Source organism: Jeotgalibacillus marinus, assembly GCF_040801915.1.
GTDB lineage: Bacteria > Bacillota > Bacilli > Bacillales > Jeotgalibacillaceae > Jeotgalibacillus > Jeotgalibacillus marinus.
The window spans coordinates 107696-126026 of sequence record NZ_JBFMIA010000006.1; the positions used below are offsets into that span (position 1 = coordinate 107696).

Below are 18331 nucleotides of genomic sequence, written 5' to 3' on the forward strand. Positions count from 1 at the left end.
AACAAACCTCTTTCATCCATTATGTGGACGTTAGAGGTTTTTTTGTGCATCAATTTTTATTAGATGAACTACGGACAATTTTCCTGCAACTTGGTGCTGACATTCCTAATTTTGTTGTGAAACGGCAATGACCAAAGCGTCTGTATCCGTAATGGATATGGGCGTTTCCCTTTTAATAATTTAACACAAAAACAAAAAACAAAACATAAAATGAAATAAAATATAAAATGGGGTGAAGTCGTTGAGTAAATGTAAAGAATGTAAAGGGCTTTGTTTTCTTGGAATATTTATTACTTTAGGGGCCATAGCTATAAGCATAGCAATTAGTGTAAAAGCACTTATTGATGGAATTGCCTTTGCTCCTGACTTTGAGGAAACATTTATAGAAATATATTTAGTATTTGGATTACTGTTCTTTGTTCTAATATTGATTATCGCGGTAATCATTTTAGTGATCTGTCTAGTTAAAAAATCCAAACATCATTGTGATTGTGATTAAGGGTACACAATTGTGTGTGTAACTCTCTAGACCAACAGGCTACACGCATAAGTGAGTGGTAGAAAAAAGTTAATGAGAAATAACCCATCCTGCTGTGGCTTGAACTGTAACCCGAATAATGGACACTTTTAAAAAAGTCCTACAAGAGCTGGGAACGCGTCATTATAGAGCCATGAACTAAGTTTAATTGCTGTGCTTGATGTTGTTATTATCAAGACATGATGTTAGTCGATCTTTAGAATACAGGAAAATCGCCCAATTCTTCGCATACACTAAAGCGAAGGAGGGCGTTTTTTTATGAAATGGAAACCGAAGCGTACACTAGGGCCCTTGCCAATGCGTTATGTTTGGCTATTCTCCTCCATTCTTTTTATCGGTTTTACTGTTCTAGGGTTGTGGTTAATTAATACGGGAATCAAGCCCTCGCTCATGCTTTATGCAGAATCACAAACGAAAAAAATTGCGGCTCTCGTGATCAGCAGGGCGGTAAGTAGTGAAATTGCAAACGAAATGGGTATAAATGATATTGTCGAAAATGTATCACCGGATTCTTCAGATATCACGTTTAATGCAGAGATTATGAACCGATTGCAAACAGAAACGACTCAACTTGTCCAAGCACAATTGAAAGCAATTGAACGGGGAGATACAAGTATTTTGGATTCATTGACTCCTGAACTGGATATTGAACTGGATACTGGAGGTTTAGGTGATACCGAGGGCATCGTTTATACGGTGCCGCTTGGTCAGGCGACGAATAATGCTTTGCTTGGAAACCTTGGACCGCAAATTCCGATCCGATTTCATGCAATAGGAAGCGTGACCTCCCAAATCATTCCGAAAATGACTGATTTTGGTATTAATAATGTATTTGTGGAAGTGAGCATTCGTTTAAGCGTAAATGTGCAGATTATTGTACCGTTTGCAACACAATTAACAACAATCGAACAAGATATTCCGGTTGCTATGGGTATATTTAGAGGTGAGGTTCCAGACTTTTATAATGTTGGGGAAGGCATGACACCAGCGATACCTTTACCTCCTTCTAATTAACACTTGTCAAGAAAAGATTTGGATGATAATATAGGTATGTAAAAAGAATAAACCACATCATACCGATGGGGTAGAGGAGCGGTTTTCAAGAGTATACTGTGTGAGGATGACAACAACGATCACAGTTGAAAGGGAAAACTGCCGAAATGATATTATCTGTCAAGGTTGTATCATTGGGGTTATCTTAAAGAAGGATAACACTCTCATTGCATAACTTGTTTATGTTATGAGGAGCTACAGATCGTGATGGAGCATACATTACTGTAAATATAAGGGTAATGGTAGAGTCCTCTATCATTGCCCTTTTTTGCGTTTTTTTCACGTCTTGCGCGCCTCCATACCCTATCAAAAAAGGAGGATATTATGGAAGGAACTTGGTTATCATTATTACCACCGATTATTGCCATCTTTATGGTGTTAATCACAAGAAGAGTACTCCTATCATTAGGAGCAGGGATTGTCACAGCGGCATTGCTTTTAACGGACTTTGCTGTGGTAAATACGTTAAAAACGTTATGGTTGTCATTTAGCGGTTTATTCTGGTCATATGGATCAGATGGAGCTGCAGGAGAATTAAATGTTTGGAATATCTTTATCATGCTATTTTTGCTTATCTTAGGTGTAATTACTGCATTTATTAACGTCTCAGGTGGAGCAAGAGCATTTGGTGAATGGGCGATGAAACGTGTGAAAACACGTGCTGGAGCCCAAGTGATGACGGCTTGCTTAGGTGTTATTATTTTTATTGATGATTATTTTAACAGTCTAGTAGTTGGACAAGTTGCAAGACCGGTTACTGACCGACACAAGGTATCTCGTGCAAAACTATCTTATTTACTTGATTCAACAGCTGCACCAGTGTGTGTAATATCTCCCGTATCAAGCTGGGGAGCTTACATCATCACTATTATCGCTGCAATATTAGCTGATCATGCGATTACTGAATACACAGCGTTCTCTGCATTTATGCAAATGGTGCCGATGAATCTTTATGTTTGGGCGGCACTTGGTGTTGTCTTTATCGTCGCTTTTCGCGGTGTTGATTTTGGTCAAATGCGTAAGCATGAGGACAGAGCGATTGAAACAGGTAAATTATATGATGAAACAAAAGAAATTCCAGGTGAGTTGAAAACCGATTTGCCAACAAGTAAGCATGGAACAGTTGGTGATTTGATTTGGCCAATCGTGGCGTTACTTATCGGAACCGTTGCAGCGATGCTTTGGACAGGCAGTCAGCTATACACAGAAGAGACTGGTCAATCAGCATCACTGCTAGATATGTTTGCCTATACTGACGTGGCGACATCATTGGTTTACGGTGGAATGGTTGGACTTGTAGTGACAATTGGCTTTTTCATTCGCCAGGTCAAGCGCTCAAGCAATATTGGTGGAGCAGAGTTTTTCCTTGCATTAAAAGAAGGAATCAAATCCATGTTGCCGGCTATTTACATTTTATCCTTTGCATGGATGATTGTTGGATTGATTGGAGATATAAAAACAGATGAATACTTAGCAGGCATTGTGGAAGCTTCAAATCTCTCTGTTGCATGGCTTCCAGTTATCTTGTTTGTTGTCGCAGGAGTGATGGCCTTTTCGACGGGTACATCATGGGGATCATTTGCGATCTTACTTCCGATTGCTGGCTCGGTAATGGCAGCAACTGATATTTCATTACTATTACCAGCAATGGCCGCTGTTCTTGCAGGATCGGTATTTGGAGATCATTGTTCACCGATGTCAGATACAACGATACTTTCCTCAACTGGAGCGGGAAGTAATCACATTGATCACGTTGTAACACAAATTCCTTACGCAGTTACAAGTGCAATTATTGCTGCTGCTGGTTATGTACTTCTAGGATTCACAGGAAACACATGGTTGGCGCTTGGCTTGGTTGCTATCTTGTTAGTTGTATTTGCTATTGTTATGGGAAGAAACCCAGATAAGGCAAGAGTTGTTTCGGCTGACGAAGCACTAGCAAACAAATAATCTTTTATCAAAAAGAGTTACCTGCTAAGGGTGACTCTTTTTGTGTTTAGAAAATCTTAAATTAATATAAATATGGAAGTATTTAGTTTATTTTTTGATAATTCGACATAATTAAATTTTTTTCGAAATTATCTTTAATATTTAGGTATTAAGTGCTATAATTATTTCAGATTACACAAAATAATCAGAAAATAACGAACTTCCAGTAATGTTTGGAAGAAAAACAAGGAGGAGAAAGATGGATCGTCAACAATGGGGAACTCGCGCTGGCTTTATTTTGGCAGCAGTCGGTTCAGCGGTAGGTCTAGGAAACATCTGGCGCTTTCCGTACGTTGCTTATGAAAATGGTGGTGGAGCATTCTTAATCCCGTACTTATTCGCTCTTTTAACAGCAGGAATTCCAATCCTTATAATGGAATTTACCATGGGACATAAGTATCGAGGATCAGCACCATTAACATTTTTCCGCTTGGGCGGTAAAAAATCAGAGTGGATCGGCTGGTGGGGGTTAAGTGTAGCATTTATTATTTCCACTTATTACGCAGTTATCATTGCTTGGTCAATGAGATATACCATTTTTTCATTCAATCAAGCGTGGGGAGAGGACCCTGAAGCATTTTTATTTAGTGAATTTTTGAAGTTAGATGTTGCACCTGGTGAAACAGGTGGAATGGTATGGGGGATATTAATTCCGCTAATCATAGTGTGGGGGCTCGCACTAGGAATTTTGTTTAAAGGTGTTAAAAAAGGAATTGAAATGGCCAATCGAATTTTCATTCCAACACTTGTTGTCTTATTTTTAATTATTGTTGTACGTGCTGTGACGTTACCTGGAGCAGCAACAGGTTTAAATGCTTTCTTCGAACCGAATTTTGATCTTATCACGGATCCAACGATTTGGGTCGCTGCATATGGTCATATTTTCTTTAGTTTATCAATTGCCTTTGCAATTATGATTACATATTCAAGTTATTTATCAAAAAAATCGGATATTACAAACAATGCCTTCATTACAGGTTTTGCTAACTCTGGATTTGAGTTGCTTGCGGGTATTGGGGTGTTTGCCGCATTAGGTTTCATGGCGACTCAAATGAATGTTCCGGTTGCTGATGTTGCTGATGCTGGAGTGGGACTTGCCTTTGCAGTATTCCCACAAATTATTAACCAGTTTCCAGGAATGAACGGATTGTTCGGCGTATTATTCTTCTTGTCACTTACTCTTGCTGGTCTAAGTTCTCTAATATCGATTACAGAAACATATGTGGCAGGGATATCTGAAAAATTCGGAACTTCTCGGTCGAAAGCTGTAGTCTTTGGTGGAGGATTGGCTGCTATTATTTCGACTCTTTTTGCAACACAAGGCGGATTGTTCTTCCTAGACGCTGTAGATTACTTCATTAACCAATTTGGTGTTGCTGCATTGGGATTAGTTGAAGTTATTATGGTCATTTGGATCTTAAGAAAAGCAGACGGATTACGTTCACACGCAAACCTTACATCTGACATTAAATTGGGTGGTTGGTGGAAGTTCTGTCTAGTATTTATTACACCAATCGTACTTGGTTACATGATGTTTGGTTTGTTGAAACAAAACATCCTTCAAGAGTTTGCTACTGACACGGGGAACTATGAAGGGTACACGACAACGTTCGTATTATTTGGAGGGGTAGCTGTTGCAGGCGCTGCATTAATCCTAGGGATTCTCTTATCGCTTACTAAATGGAATAAAAAACACGCTAGTTTCAATGAAGAAGATAAAAAGGTGGGATAATATGTCAATGGGTGCGATTGTTATGATGATTGTAGGGATCGGCTTACTTTGGGGCGGACTTACTGCAAGTATTGTAAACGCTGTAAGAAAATCAAGAAAAACCGCATAATAAAACGTTTAAAGAGTCTGCCTCGGCGGGCTCTTTTTACTTTTATCTACGCCATTAATCATGATAGGAGCTTATTGTAAGCAATCTTGTTTTCAACATAGCACTGTGATAAGGTGGAATTATATAATACATAAATGAAAGTCTGTTATTTTTGTATTGCTCTTGTTAACTTCGAACGGAGTTCTTATCATAAATACGTATAAGGTGGGAGAGAGTAAAATGAGTACAACGACGAAAGACGGCTATTTGAGAAAGCCAGAGTGGTTGAAAATTAAGCTGAACACGAACGAGAACTACACAGGATTAAAGAAAATGATGCGGGAAAAAAATCTTCACACGGTATGTGAAGAAGCGAAATGTCCGAATATTCATGAATGTTGGGGGATAAGAAGAACGGCAACATTTATGATTTTAGGTGACGTCTGTACACGTGCATGTCGTTTTTGTGCAATCAAAACAGGTCTGCCAACAGAACTTGATTTAGCGGAGCCAGAACGAGTGGCTGATTCTGTTCAATTGATGAACTTGAAGCATGCTGTGATCACAGCTGTTGCGCGAGATGATTTAAAAGACGGAGGAGCAGAGGTATTTGCTGAAACGGTCCGCGCAATTAAAAGGAAAAATCCTTTTACAACTGTTGAAGTTTTACCATCTGATATGGGTGGTATTTATGAAAATATCCAAACGTTAATGGCTGCTCGCCCTGATATTCTTAATCATAATATCGAAACGGTCGAGCGCTTAACACCAAGAGTTCGAGCACGTGCAAAATATCACCGATCACTCGAGCTTCTTCAGCGATCTAAAGAGCTTCAACCTGACATCCCGACAAAATCTAGTCTGATGATTGGTCTTGGGGAAACGAAAGAAGAAATTATACAAACAATGGATGATCTGCGTGCACATGATGTAGATATTATGACGATTGGACAGTATTTGCAGCCATCGAAAAAGCATCTTCCAGTTCTCAAATATTACACACCTCAAGAATTTGGTGAACTACGTGAGATCGCAATGACAAAAGGATTCAAGCATTGTGAAGCAGGACCTCTTGTGCGTTCATCGTATCATGCTGATGAGCAAGTAAACGCTGCATCTAAACAGCGCCAAGCTCAAGGTGAAAAACAACAGCAAGCATAAAGAACATCTAGCCAAGGAAACATAGGGCGTCTTTTATAATGTTTCCTTAATTAGGATAAAAAAACAGCAGATTATGCATCTGCTGTTTTTTTGCGTCCAATATCCATTGCAGCTGGTGCTAAATCGATTTCGTTCTCTTTCATTATCGTGTTTGAAATTTCTTCATCCTTCGTTTCACCATTCTCATTTTCCCCGTCACCCACTGGATATCCTTGTGGAGAACTTTCTTTCATCATTTCAATCGTGGCACTGATAGCTGTTTCCATATCCTTTTTGGATAAATGAGTTTGCGCTAGGTTTTCCACATTTACCCGAAGAGATGGGTCATCTGTCACATAGACGTGAAACCATCTTGGGATAACGGAAAGAGCATTACGTTTGATTTGATCAGCCGTCTCATTGCGATCTATATCGGCGTCTTCAGCGATCTGATATGAGATGAGTACCTCTTCATCAGTCACGACGGTCGTGACGCTTTCCACTCCTTGGACAGCAGAGCCAAAACGGCTGATAGCATCGGCTGTAACTTGGCGATCGAGCTTATATTCTTTTCCATTCATTTCACCACGATGGTCATCTGGATTGGTGGCCAAACTTGCGTATCCAAAATCATTCTCTGTTGTGTTATTCTCCATTGTTTCTCCAGTGGAAGAATTTTCATCCTCGCTTTGAACAGTTGGTAAATTGGGTGCTGAACAAGCACTGAGTACGAGAGATCCCATCAATAAAAATGCACCATACCTTTTCATTATTTTCGCCTCCCTGTGCTTAGAATCTCCAAGTAAAGAGTGGATTTTCGTAGTAAATGCTGGTTTTTGCGGTATAATGATGTCAAGGGATTGAAAAAAGGGTGGTGTCTTTTGTGATTACTGTTCATAATCACTATTATGAGATCGTGGATGAGTTCCGCGAAGCATTCGAACAAGAAGCATTTGAAGAAAGATACAGTGAAATTCTCCATAAATATGATTTTATTGTTGGTGATTGGGGCTATGGCCAACTTCGATTAAAAGGGTTTTTTGACGATCAAAACCAAAAATCATCGTTTGATACAAAAATTTCAACGGTGAAAGATTATTTATATGAGTACTGCAATTTCGGTTGCCCGTATTTTGTGATGAAAAAGGTTGAAACAAAAAAGTGACCCGCCGAGGTCATTTTTTTGTTTTTTTAATCAGGTGCGGATTTATTTTGTCATAAAAATGGAATTCGGACAGTAAAGAAAAGCTAAAAAGGTTTACATAATATATATAAATCACCGTTAATTTCCTGTTTAAGGCATGTGAGATGCAGGGTCCGTTCTCGGAATGTCTTTGTGTAAGCTTTTATTTTCGTAATTGTATGCACTGTAATATCGTTGTCCCTCTCGCCATGGTCCTGATTTATTTCTGACGAGTGTATATTTGCCTCGTGGTGATCCATAGGGACCTTCGGGCAATGATTCTGGTATAAGATACTGTCTTCCAACTTCAACGTTGGAGAAATCGTGGTATTCCTCTTTCTGGTCATCAAACAAGCTATATTCACCTCCTTTATTGTAGCTTGCCCATTTCACAGATCTTTTGTGCGTGTTTATAAGTAATGAATGCTCACTAACCTGCAACTCAAGAAGACGTACGAAAGATCAATCATAAATGTGGTACACTAAAGATGAGAATTACTTTTACTCTTAACCTTAATGGAGCGTGACAATCATGTATTTTGTGGATCGTGAAAAAATTGAGCAAACACTACTATATATGGAAAAACAACTGGAGTTTATTGGAAAAAATCGTTCTTTTCAAACAGAATTGGAGCAATTAGCTTTTGAGCGTAGTACGCATGTATTAATTGAAGTGATTTTGGATATAGGAAATACGATGATTGATGGTTTTATCATGCGTGATCCTGGAAGTTACGAAGACATCATTGACATTTTAGATGATGAGAAAGTAATTACAAAAGACATGATTGAACCTTTAAAAGAAGTGGTTGGTGCACGAAAATCACTTGTTCAACAATACATAGAAGTAGATCACGATAAAATTTTCACTTTATTTTTAAATGCACTGCCCTCTCTAAAACAATTTCCATTTAGCATTCGAAAGTATTTAACGAATGAACTTGGTCCAGTATCTGCCTTTAAAAATTAACGGATGAGCACCGTCGCTTTATAAGATGGTGCTTTTTTCAGGTCGTGAAAATTGATGATTCAAAATGATTACGACATGATAAACTATATTGTGAAAGAATGCACGAATTAACTGGAAGGATGACAACGAAAATGAAGTCTTACAAAGGATATTTAATTGACCTTGATGGCACAATGTATAGAGGAACAGAGCGAATTGAAGAAGCTGTAACGTTTGTGAAAAAACTTAGAGATAAAGGACTTCCTTATTTATTTGTTACAAACAATTCTTCTAAAACACCTGATCAAGTTGCGGCACACTTGACTCAATTTGATGTGCCGGTTACTAATGAGCAAGTGTTTACCACTTCAATGGCGACAGCTGCTTACATTTCAGAAGAGAAAAGCAATGCTTCTATTTATGTGATTGGTGGAGAAGGGATACGCCAAGCGCTGACTGACAAAGGAATGAAGCTTGTGACGGACTCTCCAGATTATGTGGTGGTAGGGTTAGACCGAGAAATTACGTATGAAAAGTTAGCGCTCGGTACACTCGCTGTGCGGGGTGGGGCAAAGTTTATTTCCACTAATGGTGACATTGCCATTCCGACTGAACGAGGATTATTACCTGGAAACGGGTCTCTCACGTCAGTTATAGCTGTTTCCACTCAAACCCAGCCTTTATTTATTGGCAAGCCAGAAGCTGTCATTATGGAACAAGCATTAGAGGTTCTTGGTTTACCAAAAGAGGATGTTCTGATGATTGGCGATAACTACGATACCGATATAAAAGCTGGCTTGAATGTTGGCATGGATACACTGATCGTCCATACCGGTGTAACAACGGTTGAAATGCTTGAGGAAATGGACCAGCAACCAACGTACTCTATTTCTTCACTAGCTGAGTGGGACATTCGATAATTTTAAAGGGGGAAACCAGGATGAAAAAGGTTTTTATCACACGCAAAATTGATGACCGTGTAATTCACGAGTTGAAGCAACATTTTTCTGTCGAAGTGTGGCCACACGAGGATAAGCCTGTTCCGCGTGAGGAATTACTTAGACAGGCCAAGACTGCTCATGCGTTGATGACAATGCTGTCTGATAAAGTGGATGCTGAATTATTCAACCATGCACCTGAGCTTAAAATCGTCGCTAATTTAGCAGTAGGATATGACAACATTGATGTCAAAGAAGCAACGGAACGAGGTGTGACCATATCAAACACGCCTGATGTGTTAACTGGTACAACAGCAGATCTTACGTTTTCATTGTTGATGGCTGTTGCAAGACGAATTGTTGAAGCAAGTGAATATATTAAAAACGGCGAATGGCAATCCTGGTCACCTTATTTACTTGCTGGCAGTGACATTCATCACAAAACAATAGGCATCATCGGCATGGGGAGTATCGGAGAAGCGGTAGCAAAACGTGCAAAAGGATTTGATATGGACGTGCTGTATCATACACGTTCTCGTAAGCGGGAAGCGGAAGAAGCATTCGGGGCAAAGCACGTTTCGTTAGATGACTTATTATCCCAATCAGATTTTGTTGTTTGCTTAGCACCTTTAACAGCTGAAACAAAAGGAATGCTAAGTACTGAACAGTTCGCTAAAATGCAGAAAGGTGCCTTTCTCATCAATGCAGGCAGAGGTCCTGTGGTGGATGAAAATGCCTTATTTGCAGCCCTTCAAAATGGAGAAATCGCTGGAGCGGGACTTGATGTATTTGAAAATGAACCAATCAGCAAGGACCACCCACTGCTGTCACTACCTAATGTTGTAGCTGCACCTCATATTGGCAGTGCTTCACGCGCAACGAGATATACCATGATGGAATTGTGTGCAGAAAATATAACGAACGTGTTAAATGGGAAAGATGCAGTGACAGCTGTTCGTGCATAATAGAACGAAAAACCCCCTCACAGTGTTTGTGAGGGGGTTTGAGCATTATAAGAAGTGGATACGTACCACTCACATTATAGAAGTACAATTAAAATACTTGTTCTACCTCAACTACGCCAGGAACTTCTTCAAGTAGTGCGCGCTCGATACCCGCTTTTAGTGTAATCGTCGAGCTTGGGCATGTACCGCAAGCACCAAGAAGCCTAAGTTTTACAATGCCATCTTCAACGTCCACTAATTCACAGTCTCCACCATCGCGAAGAAGGAATGGACGAAGTTTATCAAGAACCTCTTGAACTGAATCTTTCATTTCAACTTCTGTCATTCGAATCGACTCCTTTCCTGCCTTCTATTATAATAAGAGTGACGAAAAAAATCCATCCATCTAGATTAAATGATTCCCTTTAATTGAAAGGAAGTGCTCATCATGTCATTAAAAACAGTCACAGTCACCGTTTACGGAACCGAAACCATCTGCCCAAGCTGTGTCGGTGCTCCATCTTCTAAAGAAACATACGAATGGTTAGAAGCAGCCATCGGAAGAAAATTTCCAACGCAACCATTCAAAATGGACTATGTAGATATAAATCTTGAACAACAGGATGAAAAAAAAGCTGCGTTTGTCAATCGAGTAGTAGAAGAAGATTTATTCTACCCCGTCGTGTTGATTGGTGACGAGATTGTTGGGGAGGGAAACCCAAGATTAAAGACGGTGTTTGCTGAGTTTGAGAAATATGGGTATAAAGCAGAAAAAGAATAAGTGGTACCTGTCACCTTTAAACCATTGGTGGTTTTTGTTAGCTGTAGCGTACATTGTTGAAGTCTTTGTGTTAGCATTTATAAAAACAGCAGCGATCTCTCACAAAGATCGCTGCTGTTTTTGTGCAGGCACTGTTTAATAAACGGCATGAAATATCGACTGCACCCCAGTAGTATCTTGCTGAACCAACTAATAACAGAATCATTGCGACTGTAAATAGATTAGGGTTGGTACTAACTGTTCCAGCTAACAAAAAGTTAAGATTCATAAATGCCCCTGCAACTAAAGCCGGAACCGTCAGACAACCTAGGACCAATTATTAAATTATGAACATCACTTACGAAATCACTCTTATCTTAGTAGGTGTAGGTACATTTTTGATTATCATCGAAAAACCACGCTCAAATGAAAGAGCGTGGTTTTTAGTAAATATTGAGTGATTGCGAAAGTTGGAGAAACCCTATCCATTATGATACTTGTACATCCACAATACACCAGACTTCAATAAACGGGCGATGCGTCCTGTAATCGTGCGGTCTGCAAGATAGGCAAAGCCTTGTTTCTTGCCAAGTGAGCCCATAAATCCTTTGAGCTTGATTTTAGGCATTTCAGCGGGTAATTCTTCGTTATTCCAACGCATCATCAATACTTTGACAATTTGCTCTGCTTGTTCTTCAGCGAGCTGAGCACTTGGAGCAAAAGGCAGGCTTGCACAATCTCCGACGATGTAAACGTGCTCGTCATCAGGTAAATTGTGATGTGGAGACAACACTAATCGTTTAGAAGAATCTGTTTCACATGGAATGTTTCGCACAACTTCCACTGGTTGAATACCTGCTGTCCAAACGCAAACATCCACAGGAATTGTTTCCTCATGGTTAAAGAGCATGTTTGGCTCAACCTTTGTAATGTTCGAGTTACTGACAATGTCAACATTGTTCGCATCGAACCATTTTTGAACGTAGCTACTAAGGCGGACAGGGAATGCTGGTAAGATGCGCTCGCCGCGATCAAATAGCTTGATGATTAGGTCTGAGCGGCTTTCCCTAAGTTCACTCGCTAATTCAATGCCACTAAGGCCTGCACCGACTATCCCAACAATAGAGCCAGATGGTAGGTTGGAAAGCTTTTCATATGTTGCGCGGGCTTGGTAGATCGACTGAATACTATGTGTGTATTCATCTGCGCCAGGTACGTTATGGTATTTGTCTTCACAGCCAAGTCCCACAATCAGATCATCATAGGACACAGATGATCCATCTTCTAACCTAACTTGTTGATTTGTTGTGTCAATATTCGAAACTGTGCCGTATCGAATCGATAATCGCTCGTGCTCAGGGAAACCAACTCGTACTTCTTGGTCTGAAATCGTACCCGAAGCTAAAGCGTAATATTCGGTTTTCAAGCAGTGATAAGGTGTGCGATCAATCATCGTGATTGTCACATCATCCGGGAGTTGGTTCGGCAAAAGGCGCAACAAAACACGCATATTGCCGTATCCTCCACCAAGTAAAACTAACTGTCTCATGGAAAACCCTCTCTTTGCAATCAGCGTTTGGTGTGCGTAAGCACTTTCAATATGATGCCTATTCACATAAAAAGTGAATTAATTCGACTATATTCATAAAAAGTATAGCGGATTAAGGTCAGATGTACAATAACAATAAAGGAATTCCTTCACAATTCTCACTTTTCTTTTGTCGAAATTGAATTCAAATCGTTGACGGTTAGATGTAAACAAGGTAGCATGGATGAGTAGTGAGAGGTGAAAATATGAAACCGATTATCGAGTTTTGCATCAGTAATTTAGCCAGCGGTGCACAAGAGGCACTTGAAGTTTTAGAGCGAGATCCAAACCTTGATGTGATTGAATATGGTTGCTTAGGTTATTGTGGAAAATGTGCAGCTTCGTATTTTGCACTCGTCAATGGAGACATTGTGGAGAGCGAATCACCAAAGAAGCTTGTTGATGAGATTTATATTTATTTAGAAGAAAATCCAATGTTTTAATAGATAAAATGAGCAAAAGCCCAGTTGGTCGTTGACCAATTGGGCTTTTATATAAATTTTTGTGCTCGTTCTTCACATAATTATTGCTAAAAATGGAGGTTACATCTATAAATTAAAAATGTTGTAAGAAAGGTTTGTTGCTTGACAAAAGGGGCGTTAAAATAGACGTCCTCCCCTTCAAATGGGTGTAAAGGATATAAAATTTTTAAATTAAATCGTTCAACTTGCTCCTTACACAATAACTAAATTACCGTCTCACTCCTATTACAAATTCAAATGGTTGAGACACTGGATCATAAAAGTTATACTGAACGTACAAATGAATTTTCGGAGGTGTTAGGATGGATAAGGTAATCGATTTATCCGAAGCTGCTGCGCTACAGGTGAAAGATATGATGAAGGAAGCGGAAGAAGAAAACGCTTATCTTCGTGTGGCTGTTAAAGGTGGCGGTTGCAGTGGATTATCATATGGTATGGGCTTTGAACATGAAGTAACATCAGAGGATAAAGAAGAAGATCATCACGGCATTCGAGTCATCGTCAAAGCAGAAGATGCAGATATTTTGCGAGGAACTGAAATTGACTATAAACAGTCACTTATGGGTGGTGGCTTTACGATCAATAATCCTAATGCGATTGCATCATGTGGGTGTGGGTCTTCATTCACAACCGCAACGAAAAAAGGTACACCGGAAAATTGTTAACAAATGAAATGTAACCTGCAGGGACAAAGAGTCTCTGCAGGCTTTTTTAATCCCTGATAAAGGACACCCCCATTCATCATTCCAATGGGGGTGCACGTTATAAAGCCTCTAAAGCTTTCTCAATTTCCGTCTCACCATTCAACATCTCAAATGGTTTACGGTGCAAGCCTTCTACAAGTAACGATTCAACCAAAACAGTCGCTACATCTTCACGTGTGATTGATCCAGCTATGCTTGAAAGTTTAGTGCTAGCTTTGATTTTTCCTGTTGCAGGTTCGTCCACAAGGGCTCCAGGGCGAACGATTGTATAATTGAGTCCACTGTTGACTAAGTGTAAGTCAGCAGCATTTTTTGCTTTTAAATAGTGATAAAAGGATTCATTGTCAGCGTAGGCAGAAGGGTTATCTGCACCAACTGAACTTAAAATGATAAATCGTTCTACACTTTTTTCTCGTGCATAATCAATGGCTTTTTTCGCACCTAGCTCATCTACAGCTGTCGTTTTATCAGAACCTGTATCAGGTCCAGAACCTGCTGCGAAAATAACCGCGTTGACATCTTCCATCACATAGTCAAAATCATTTTCAAGATCAGCGATAACCGGACTAGCGCCCAATTTTTTCATTGTCGACGCTTGTTCGGTTTTACGTACCATCGCTTTCACAAGATGTTGCTCGCTTTTAGCTAATTTTTCAACAACCATTTTACCAGTTGTTCCATTTGCTCCAATTACAAGTACGTGCATACGTCATCACCTTTCGAAAATATGCTTTCTTTTACCATACCCGAGTAGCGTTGACTTAAACACAGATCTCTTATTCGAACATGGACGTACTGTGCATTGGTTGCACACGTGCTTTTGGATCAATGGAGGCTTTTGCGTTGTTTACAGCCGTAGGTGCTTCACCAAAGCCTGATGCGATCAGTTTCACTTTTCCATCATACGTACAAATGTCACCAGCAGCGAAAATGCCTGGTATATTCGTTTCCATACGTGAGTTTACAACGATTGAATTTTTTTCAATGTCTAGGTTCCAGTTTTTGATTGGACCTAAAGAGGAAACAAATCCATAATTAACAAGCAAATCGTCTAAGTCAATGGTAATGGTTTCTTCTTCGCGACCTTTTTGGAGAACAAGTGCACTCACTTGATCTTCAATTGATTGATACCCAACTGGCGTGTATGGTGTCATGATGTTCACTGATGAATTCATCAACTGTTCTACACTATGCTCGTGTGCGCGGAATTTATCGCGGCGGTGAACGAGTGTGACAGATTTAGCGATTGGTTCAAGCATGAGGGCCCAGTCAACTGCAGAATCGCCTCCACCACATAGAACGACTTTTCGGCCAGCAAACGCTTTAAGATCGGGAACGAAATAATGAAGGTTTTTGTCTTCAAAATTAGTTAAACCATCAAGATCCAACTTTCGTGCTTGGAATGCACCGTTACCTGCTGTAATGATAATCGTACGTGTATGATGAATCTCTTGATCGGTTGTTAATGTAAATGTGCCATCTTCATGTTTTTCGACATTAGTGACTTCTTGATTTAAGCAAATAGTAGTGTCGAATCGAGACATTTGTTCTTCTAAATTATCAACAAGTTCTTGAGCGCGGACTTTCGGAAATCCAGCAACATCGTATATATATTTATCCGGATACAAGGTAGACAGCTGTCCACCTAGCTGAGGCAGGCTTTCAATAACTTTAACACTAGCTTGTCGCATGCCACCATAAAAAGCTGTGAATAGCCCAACCGGTCCGCCCCCGATTACCGTAATGTCATATACTTGTGTATCTTCTTTCATGCATGATCCCTCCAATAAATACGCCCCTTTTTAAGAGGCGAAATTTTCTTTAAATATTGTCCAATTTGAACAATGCTGAATGTATTTTACCATATTCTCATTTCAAACAACTACCAAAGGGGCATGTTTGCACATGATTTCAGTCTTTGGAAGAGAAAAAAATGATTGACAAAGTTTTCTGATTTACTACATACATCTTGAAAAAGAGACAAAAAAGAACTATGCTTGAAGGAGATATGAAATCATGAGCAATTGTATCTTCGAATAAGTTGCTATTCTTGATAGTGAATGTTATCACAAACTTAAGTGATTAGGGGCTTCGGTGGCGCCTTAAACACCATCGTAATTTTAACGTAAAGGTGGAAGTGATCCAAGTGAAGAGACCTACAGTGGTTGTACTAGGAGCAGGATATGGCGGGTTATCCGTTATTACAAAACTTCAAAAGCTAATTAACGCGGATGAAGCAGACATCGTTTTAGTAAATAAAAACGATTACCATTATGAAACAACGTGGTTGCATGAAGCATCAGCAGGAACGATGCCTCACGACAAAGTACGTTACGATATTGGCGGCGTATTAAACAAAGGGAAAGTAGACTTTGTGAAGGCTTCTGTTGAAAACATTGATACAGAGGCACAAAAAGTTATTACAGACCGTGCAGAAATTTCATACGATCATCTGGTAGTTGGACTTGGCTTTGAAGGCGAAACGTTCGGCATTCCTGGTTTGAAAGAACATGCTTTTTCAATTGCTAATATCAAAGCAGCTCGTCAAATTCGTGAACATATTGAATATCAATTTGCGACATATAGCTTAGAAGAAGTTAAAGATCCTTCACGCTTAACGATCGTTGTCGGTGGCGCAGGGTTCACTGGAATCGAGTTCTTAGGTGAATTAGGCGAACGTGTTCCTGAACTATGTGAAGAGTATGATATCGATCCAAAAGCTGTTCGCATTCTTTGTGTAGAAGCGGCGCCAATGGTTCTTCCTGGTTTCGATAAAGAACTTGTTGATTACGCAGTTGGTCATTTAGAGAGCAAAGGAATTGAATTCTCAATCGGTACACCAGTTGTAGAAGCAACTCCTGAAGGCGTAAAAATTAAAAAAGGCGAAGATGTTTTTGAAGAAATCAAATCATCAACGGTTGTTTGGGCTGCTGGTGTTCGTGGTAACTCAATCATCGAAAAAGCTGGTTTTGAAAACATGCGTGCACGTGTGAAAGTAGATCCAGATCTTCGTGCTCCTGGTCACAATAATGTCTTTATTGTTGGGGATTGCGCACTTATGATCAATTCTGAAACCGATCGTCCTTACCCACCAACAGCACAAATTGCGATGCAACAAGGTGCACACGTTGCACACAATCTTGTCGCATTAATTAAAGGTACAGCGCTTGAACCATTCACGCCTGACCTTAAAGGAACAGTTTGTTCACTTGGTGGAAATGAAGCAATCGGAGAAGTATTCGGCCGTAAAATCACAGGTAAACGTGCTGCAATTATGAAAAAAGTAATCGATAATCGTGCCCTATTAATCATTGGTGGACCTGGTCTTGTGTTTAAAAAAGGGAAACTAAACATGATATAAGAGGTATCTCAGGCAGAGCAGAGCAACTACACATTGCTCTGCTTTTTTCATTATGAAAAAGAGGGGTAGTCATTATGAAACATGGAAAGGTTTGGCTAGCAGTGGCTGGTTTGGTGGAAAACGAACGTGGAGAATGGCTCGTTGTAAAAAAGAAGTATGGTGGACTAAAAGGAGTATGGTCACTGCCAGCTGGATTTGTGGAGATGGGGGAGACAGCGGATCAAGCTGTCCAGCGCGAAGTGTTCGAGGAGACAGGTGTAAAAACTGAGGTTGAGCGTGTAATCGGTATTAGAACCGGTGTAATTAGCAATGAAATAAGTGACAACATGATCATTTTTGCATTGACAAGCGTTGTAAGTGAACCAGTCATTACTGTCCAAGAAACCGAAATTCAAGAAGCACAGTGGATTTCAAAAGAGCAGCTAGAAAAAGGTGAAGGCGTTTCAAAAATGATTCCAAGTATGATCAAAGAGCTACGAACAGAAGGCTTTGTAAAACAACCACTATCAGACCCAGGTAAGCAGTTTAAGTACACAATGTATCATTTGTTTTTATAAAATCAGATTCATTATCCTGTAAAGTATACTCATAGTTCTAAATTTTCTGATAATTAAAGGAAAACAGAGAAAAGTCCCTATGTATTCGCTTACATGGGGGATTTCCGACCTTTTTGACACTTTTCATACTTTAATTATGCGTGCTATAGTTACTCTCAACCACAACTTGAGAGGGGATGAATCGAATGAAAAAGAAACAGAGACAATCAGATAAATCATGTGATTATTGTGCAGGAAAAGGCTATTTCCAACTACGTCTAGGCGGCTCAGAAACGTGCCCTTGCTGTGGCGGAACCGGAAAAAAATAGTATAGTCATCTATGAAG

22 protein-coding genes, 1 pseudogene and 1 riboswitch are annotated in these 18331 nt (G+C 39.8%); of the genes and pseudogenes, 16 read left to right on the forward strand and 7 right to left on the reverse strand.

What is annotated here, in order from left to right; genetic code table 11:
• Positions 1-241 precede the first annotated feature (241 nt).
• From AB1471_RS09150 to lipA, 6 genes are all read left to right on the forward strand, one after another.
• Entirely contained in the window at positions 242-499 is a 258-nt protein-coding gene (locus AB1471_RS09150) for a hypothetical protein (RefSeq protein ID WP_367779455.1), read from the forward strand.
• Between the two features lie 297 nt (positions 500-796).
• Positions 797-1552, forward strand: a complete 756-nt coding sequence (yunB, locus tag AB1471_RS09155) for a sporulation protein YunB (protein ID WP_367779456.1) — start codon at positions 797-799, stop codon at positions 1550-1552.
• Positions 1553-1615: 63 nt separating this feature from the next.
• A riboswitch (Lysine riboswitch) is annotated at positions 1616-1797 on the forward strand.
• Between the two features lie 118 nt (positions 1798-1915).
• On the forward strand, positions 1916-3541 hold the full coding sequence (locus tag AB1471_RS09160) for a Na+/H+ antiporter NhaC family protein (RefSeq protein WP_367779457.1): 1626 nt from the start codon (positions 1916-1918) through the stop codon (positions 3539-3541).
• Positions 3542-3779: 238 nt separating this feature from the next.
• Positions 3780-5312, forward strand: a complete 1533-nt coding sequence (locus AB1471_RS09165) for a sodium-dependent transporter (RefSeq protein ID WP_367779458.1) — start codon at positions 3780-3782, stop codon at positions 5310-5312.
• A 1-nt stretch (position 5313) separates the two neighbouring features.
• Entirely contained in the window at positions 5314-5421 is a 108-nt protein-coding gene (locus tag AB1471_RS09170) for a MetS family NSS transporter small subunit (RefSeq protein WP_367779459.1), read from the forward strand.
• A 219-nt stretch (positions 5422-5640) separates the two neighbouring features.
• Positions 5641-6561: a lipoyl synthase gene (gene lipA / locus AB1471_RS09175; protein WP_367779460.1), complete on the forward strand. Its 921-nt coding sequence runs from the start codon at positions 5641-5643 to the stop codon at positions 6559-6561.
• 71 nt (positions 6562-6632) lie between these two features.
• Here lipA and AB1471_RS09180 read toward each other — a convergent pair whose 3' ends face one another.
• Entirely contained in the window at positions 6633-7310 is a 678-nt protein-coding gene (locus AB1471_RS09180) for a YhcN/YlaJ family sporulation lipoprotein (RefSeq protein WP_367779461.1), read from the reverse strand.
• A 113-nt stretch (positions 7311-7423) separates the two neighbouring features.
• Here AB1471_RS09180 and AB1471_RS09185 point away from each other — a divergent pair, with 113 nt between their 5' ends.
• The gene (locus AB1471_RS09185; protein ID WP_367779462.1) at positions 7424-7705 is read left to right on the forward strand and encodes a YutD family protein; all 282 of its coding nucleotides are present in this window, start codon (positions 7424-7426) and stop codon (positions 7703-7705) included.
• A gap of 129 nt (positions 7706-7834) precedes the next feature.
• Here AB1471_RS09185 and AB1471_RS09190 read toward each other — a convergent pair whose 3' ends face one another.
• A complete protein-coding gene (locus tag AB1471_RS09190) occupies positions 7835-8077 on the reverse strand; it encodes a cytosolic protein (protein ID WP_367779463.1) in 243 nt (80 codons plus the stop codon).
• 178 nt (positions 8078-8255) lie between these two features.
• Between AB1471_RS09190 and hepT the strand changes: the two genes are divergently transcribed.
• The 3 genes from hepT to AB1471_RS09205 all read left to right on the forward strand — a co-directional run bounded on the left by hepT (position 8256) and on the right by AB1471_RS09205 (position 10575).
• Positions 8256-8693, forward strand: coding sequence for a type VII toxin-antitoxin system HepT family RNase toxin (gene hepT / locus AB1471_RS09195; protein ID WP_367779464.1), 438 nt, complete (start codon positions 8256-8258; stop codon positions 8691-8693).
• A 131-nt stretch (positions 8694-8824) separates the two neighbouring features.
• Entirely contained in the window at positions 8825-9592 is a 768-nt protein-coding gene (locus tag AB1471_RS09200; protein WP_367779465.1) for a TIGR01457 family HAD-type hydrolase, read from the forward strand.
• 20 nt (positions 9593-9612) lie between these two features.
• Complete coding sequence (locus AB1471_RS09205) at positions 9613-10575, forward strand: 2-hydroxyacid dehydrogenase (RefSeq protein WP_367779466.1); 963 nt, start codon at positions 9613-9615, stop codon at positions 10573-10575.
• A gap of 88 nt (positions 10576-10663) precedes the next feature.
• On the opposite strand, the gene AB1471_RS09210 is transcribed toward AB1471_RS09205, so the two are convergent.
• A complete protein-coding gene (locus AB1471_RS09210) occupies positions 10664-10900 on the reverse strand; it encodes a NifU family protein (RefSeq protein ID WP_039810717.1) in 237 nt (78 codons plus the stop codon).
• 102 nt (positions 10901-11002) lie between these two features.
• Here AB1471_RS09210 and AB1471_RS09215 point away from each other — a divergent pair, with 102 nt between their 5' ends.
• Entirely contained in the window at positions 11003-11335 is a 333-nt protein-coding gene (locus tag AB1471_RS09215) for a YuzD family protein (RefSeq protein WP_367779467.1), read from the forward strand.
• A gap of 77 nt (positions 11336-11412) precedes the next feature.
• Here AB1471_RS09215 and AB1471_RS09220 read toward each other — a convergent pair.
• Together AB1471_RS09220 and AB1471_RS09225 are read right to left on the reverse strand one after the other, a co-directional pair.
• Positions 11413-11636, reverse strand: a pseudogene (locus AB1471_RS09220) (hypothetical protein); the annotation flags it as partial.
• Between the two features lie 159 nt (positions 11637-11795).
• Positions 11796-12863, reverse strand: a complete 1068-nt coding sequence (locus AB1471_RS09225; RefSeq protein WP_367779468.1) for an NAD(P)/FAD-dependent oxidoreductase — start codon at positions 12861-12863, stop codon at positions 11796-11798.
• 245 nt (positions 12864-13108) lie between these two features.
• Between AB1471_RS09225 and AB1471_RS09230 the strand changes: the two genes are divergently transcribed.
• Both AB1471_RS09230 and AB1471_RS09235 read left to right on the forward strand, forming a co-directional pair.
• Positions 13109-13345, forward strand: coding sequence for a YuzB family protein (locus tag AB1471_RS09230; RefSeq protein WP_367779469.1), 237 nt, complete (start codon positions 13109-13111; stop codon positions 13343-13345).
• A 341-nt stretch (positions 13346-13686) separates the two neighbouring features.
• A complete protein-coding gene (locus AB1471_RS09235) occupies positions 13687-14049 on the forward strand; it encodes a HesB/IscA family protein (protein ID WP_367779470.1) in 363 nt (120 codons plus the stop codon).
• 97 nt (positions 14050-14146) lie between these two features.
• Here AB1471_RS09235 and AB1471_RS09240 read toward each other — a convergent pair whose 3' ends face one another.
• Complete coding sequence (locus AB1471_RS09240) at positions 14147-14794, reverse strand: SDR family oxidoreductase (RefSeq protein WP_367779471.1); 648 nt, start codon at positions 14792-14794, stop codon at positions 14147-14149.
• Positions 14795-14864: 70 nt separating this feature from the next.
• On the reverse strand, positions 14865-15860 hold the full coding sequence (locus AB1471_RS09245) for an NAD(P)/FAD-dependent oxidoreductase (RefSeq protein ID WP_367779472.1): 996 nt from the start codon (positions 15858-15860) through the stop codon (positions 14865-14867).
• A 374-nt stretch (positions 15861-16234) separates the two neighbouring features.
• On the opposite strand from AB1471_RS09245, the gene AB1471_RS09250 reads away from it, so the two are divergent.
• From AB1471_RS09250 to AB1471_RS09260, 3 genes are all read left to right on the forward strand, one after another.
• Positions 16235-17449, forward strand: a complete 1215-nt coding sequence (locus AB1471_RS09250) for an NAD(P)/FAD-dependent oxidoreductase (RefSeq protein WP_367779473.1) — start codon at positions 16235-16237, stop codon at positions 17447-17449.
• A 71-nt stretch (positions 17450-17520) separates the two neighbouring features.
• On the forward strand, positions 17521-18006 hold the full coding sequence (locus AB1471_RS09255; RefSeq protein WP_367779520.1) for an NUDIX domain-containing protein: 486 nt from the start codon (positions 17521-17523) through the stop codon (positions 18004-18006).
• A 185-nt stretch (positions 18007-18191) separates the two neighbouring features.
• On the forward strand, positions 18192-18314 hold the full coding sequence (locus AB1471_RS09260; protein ID WP_367779474.1) for a YuiA family protein: 123 nt from the start codon (positions 18192-18194) through the stop codon (positions 18312-18314).
• Positions 18315-18331 lie beyond the last annotated feature (17 nt).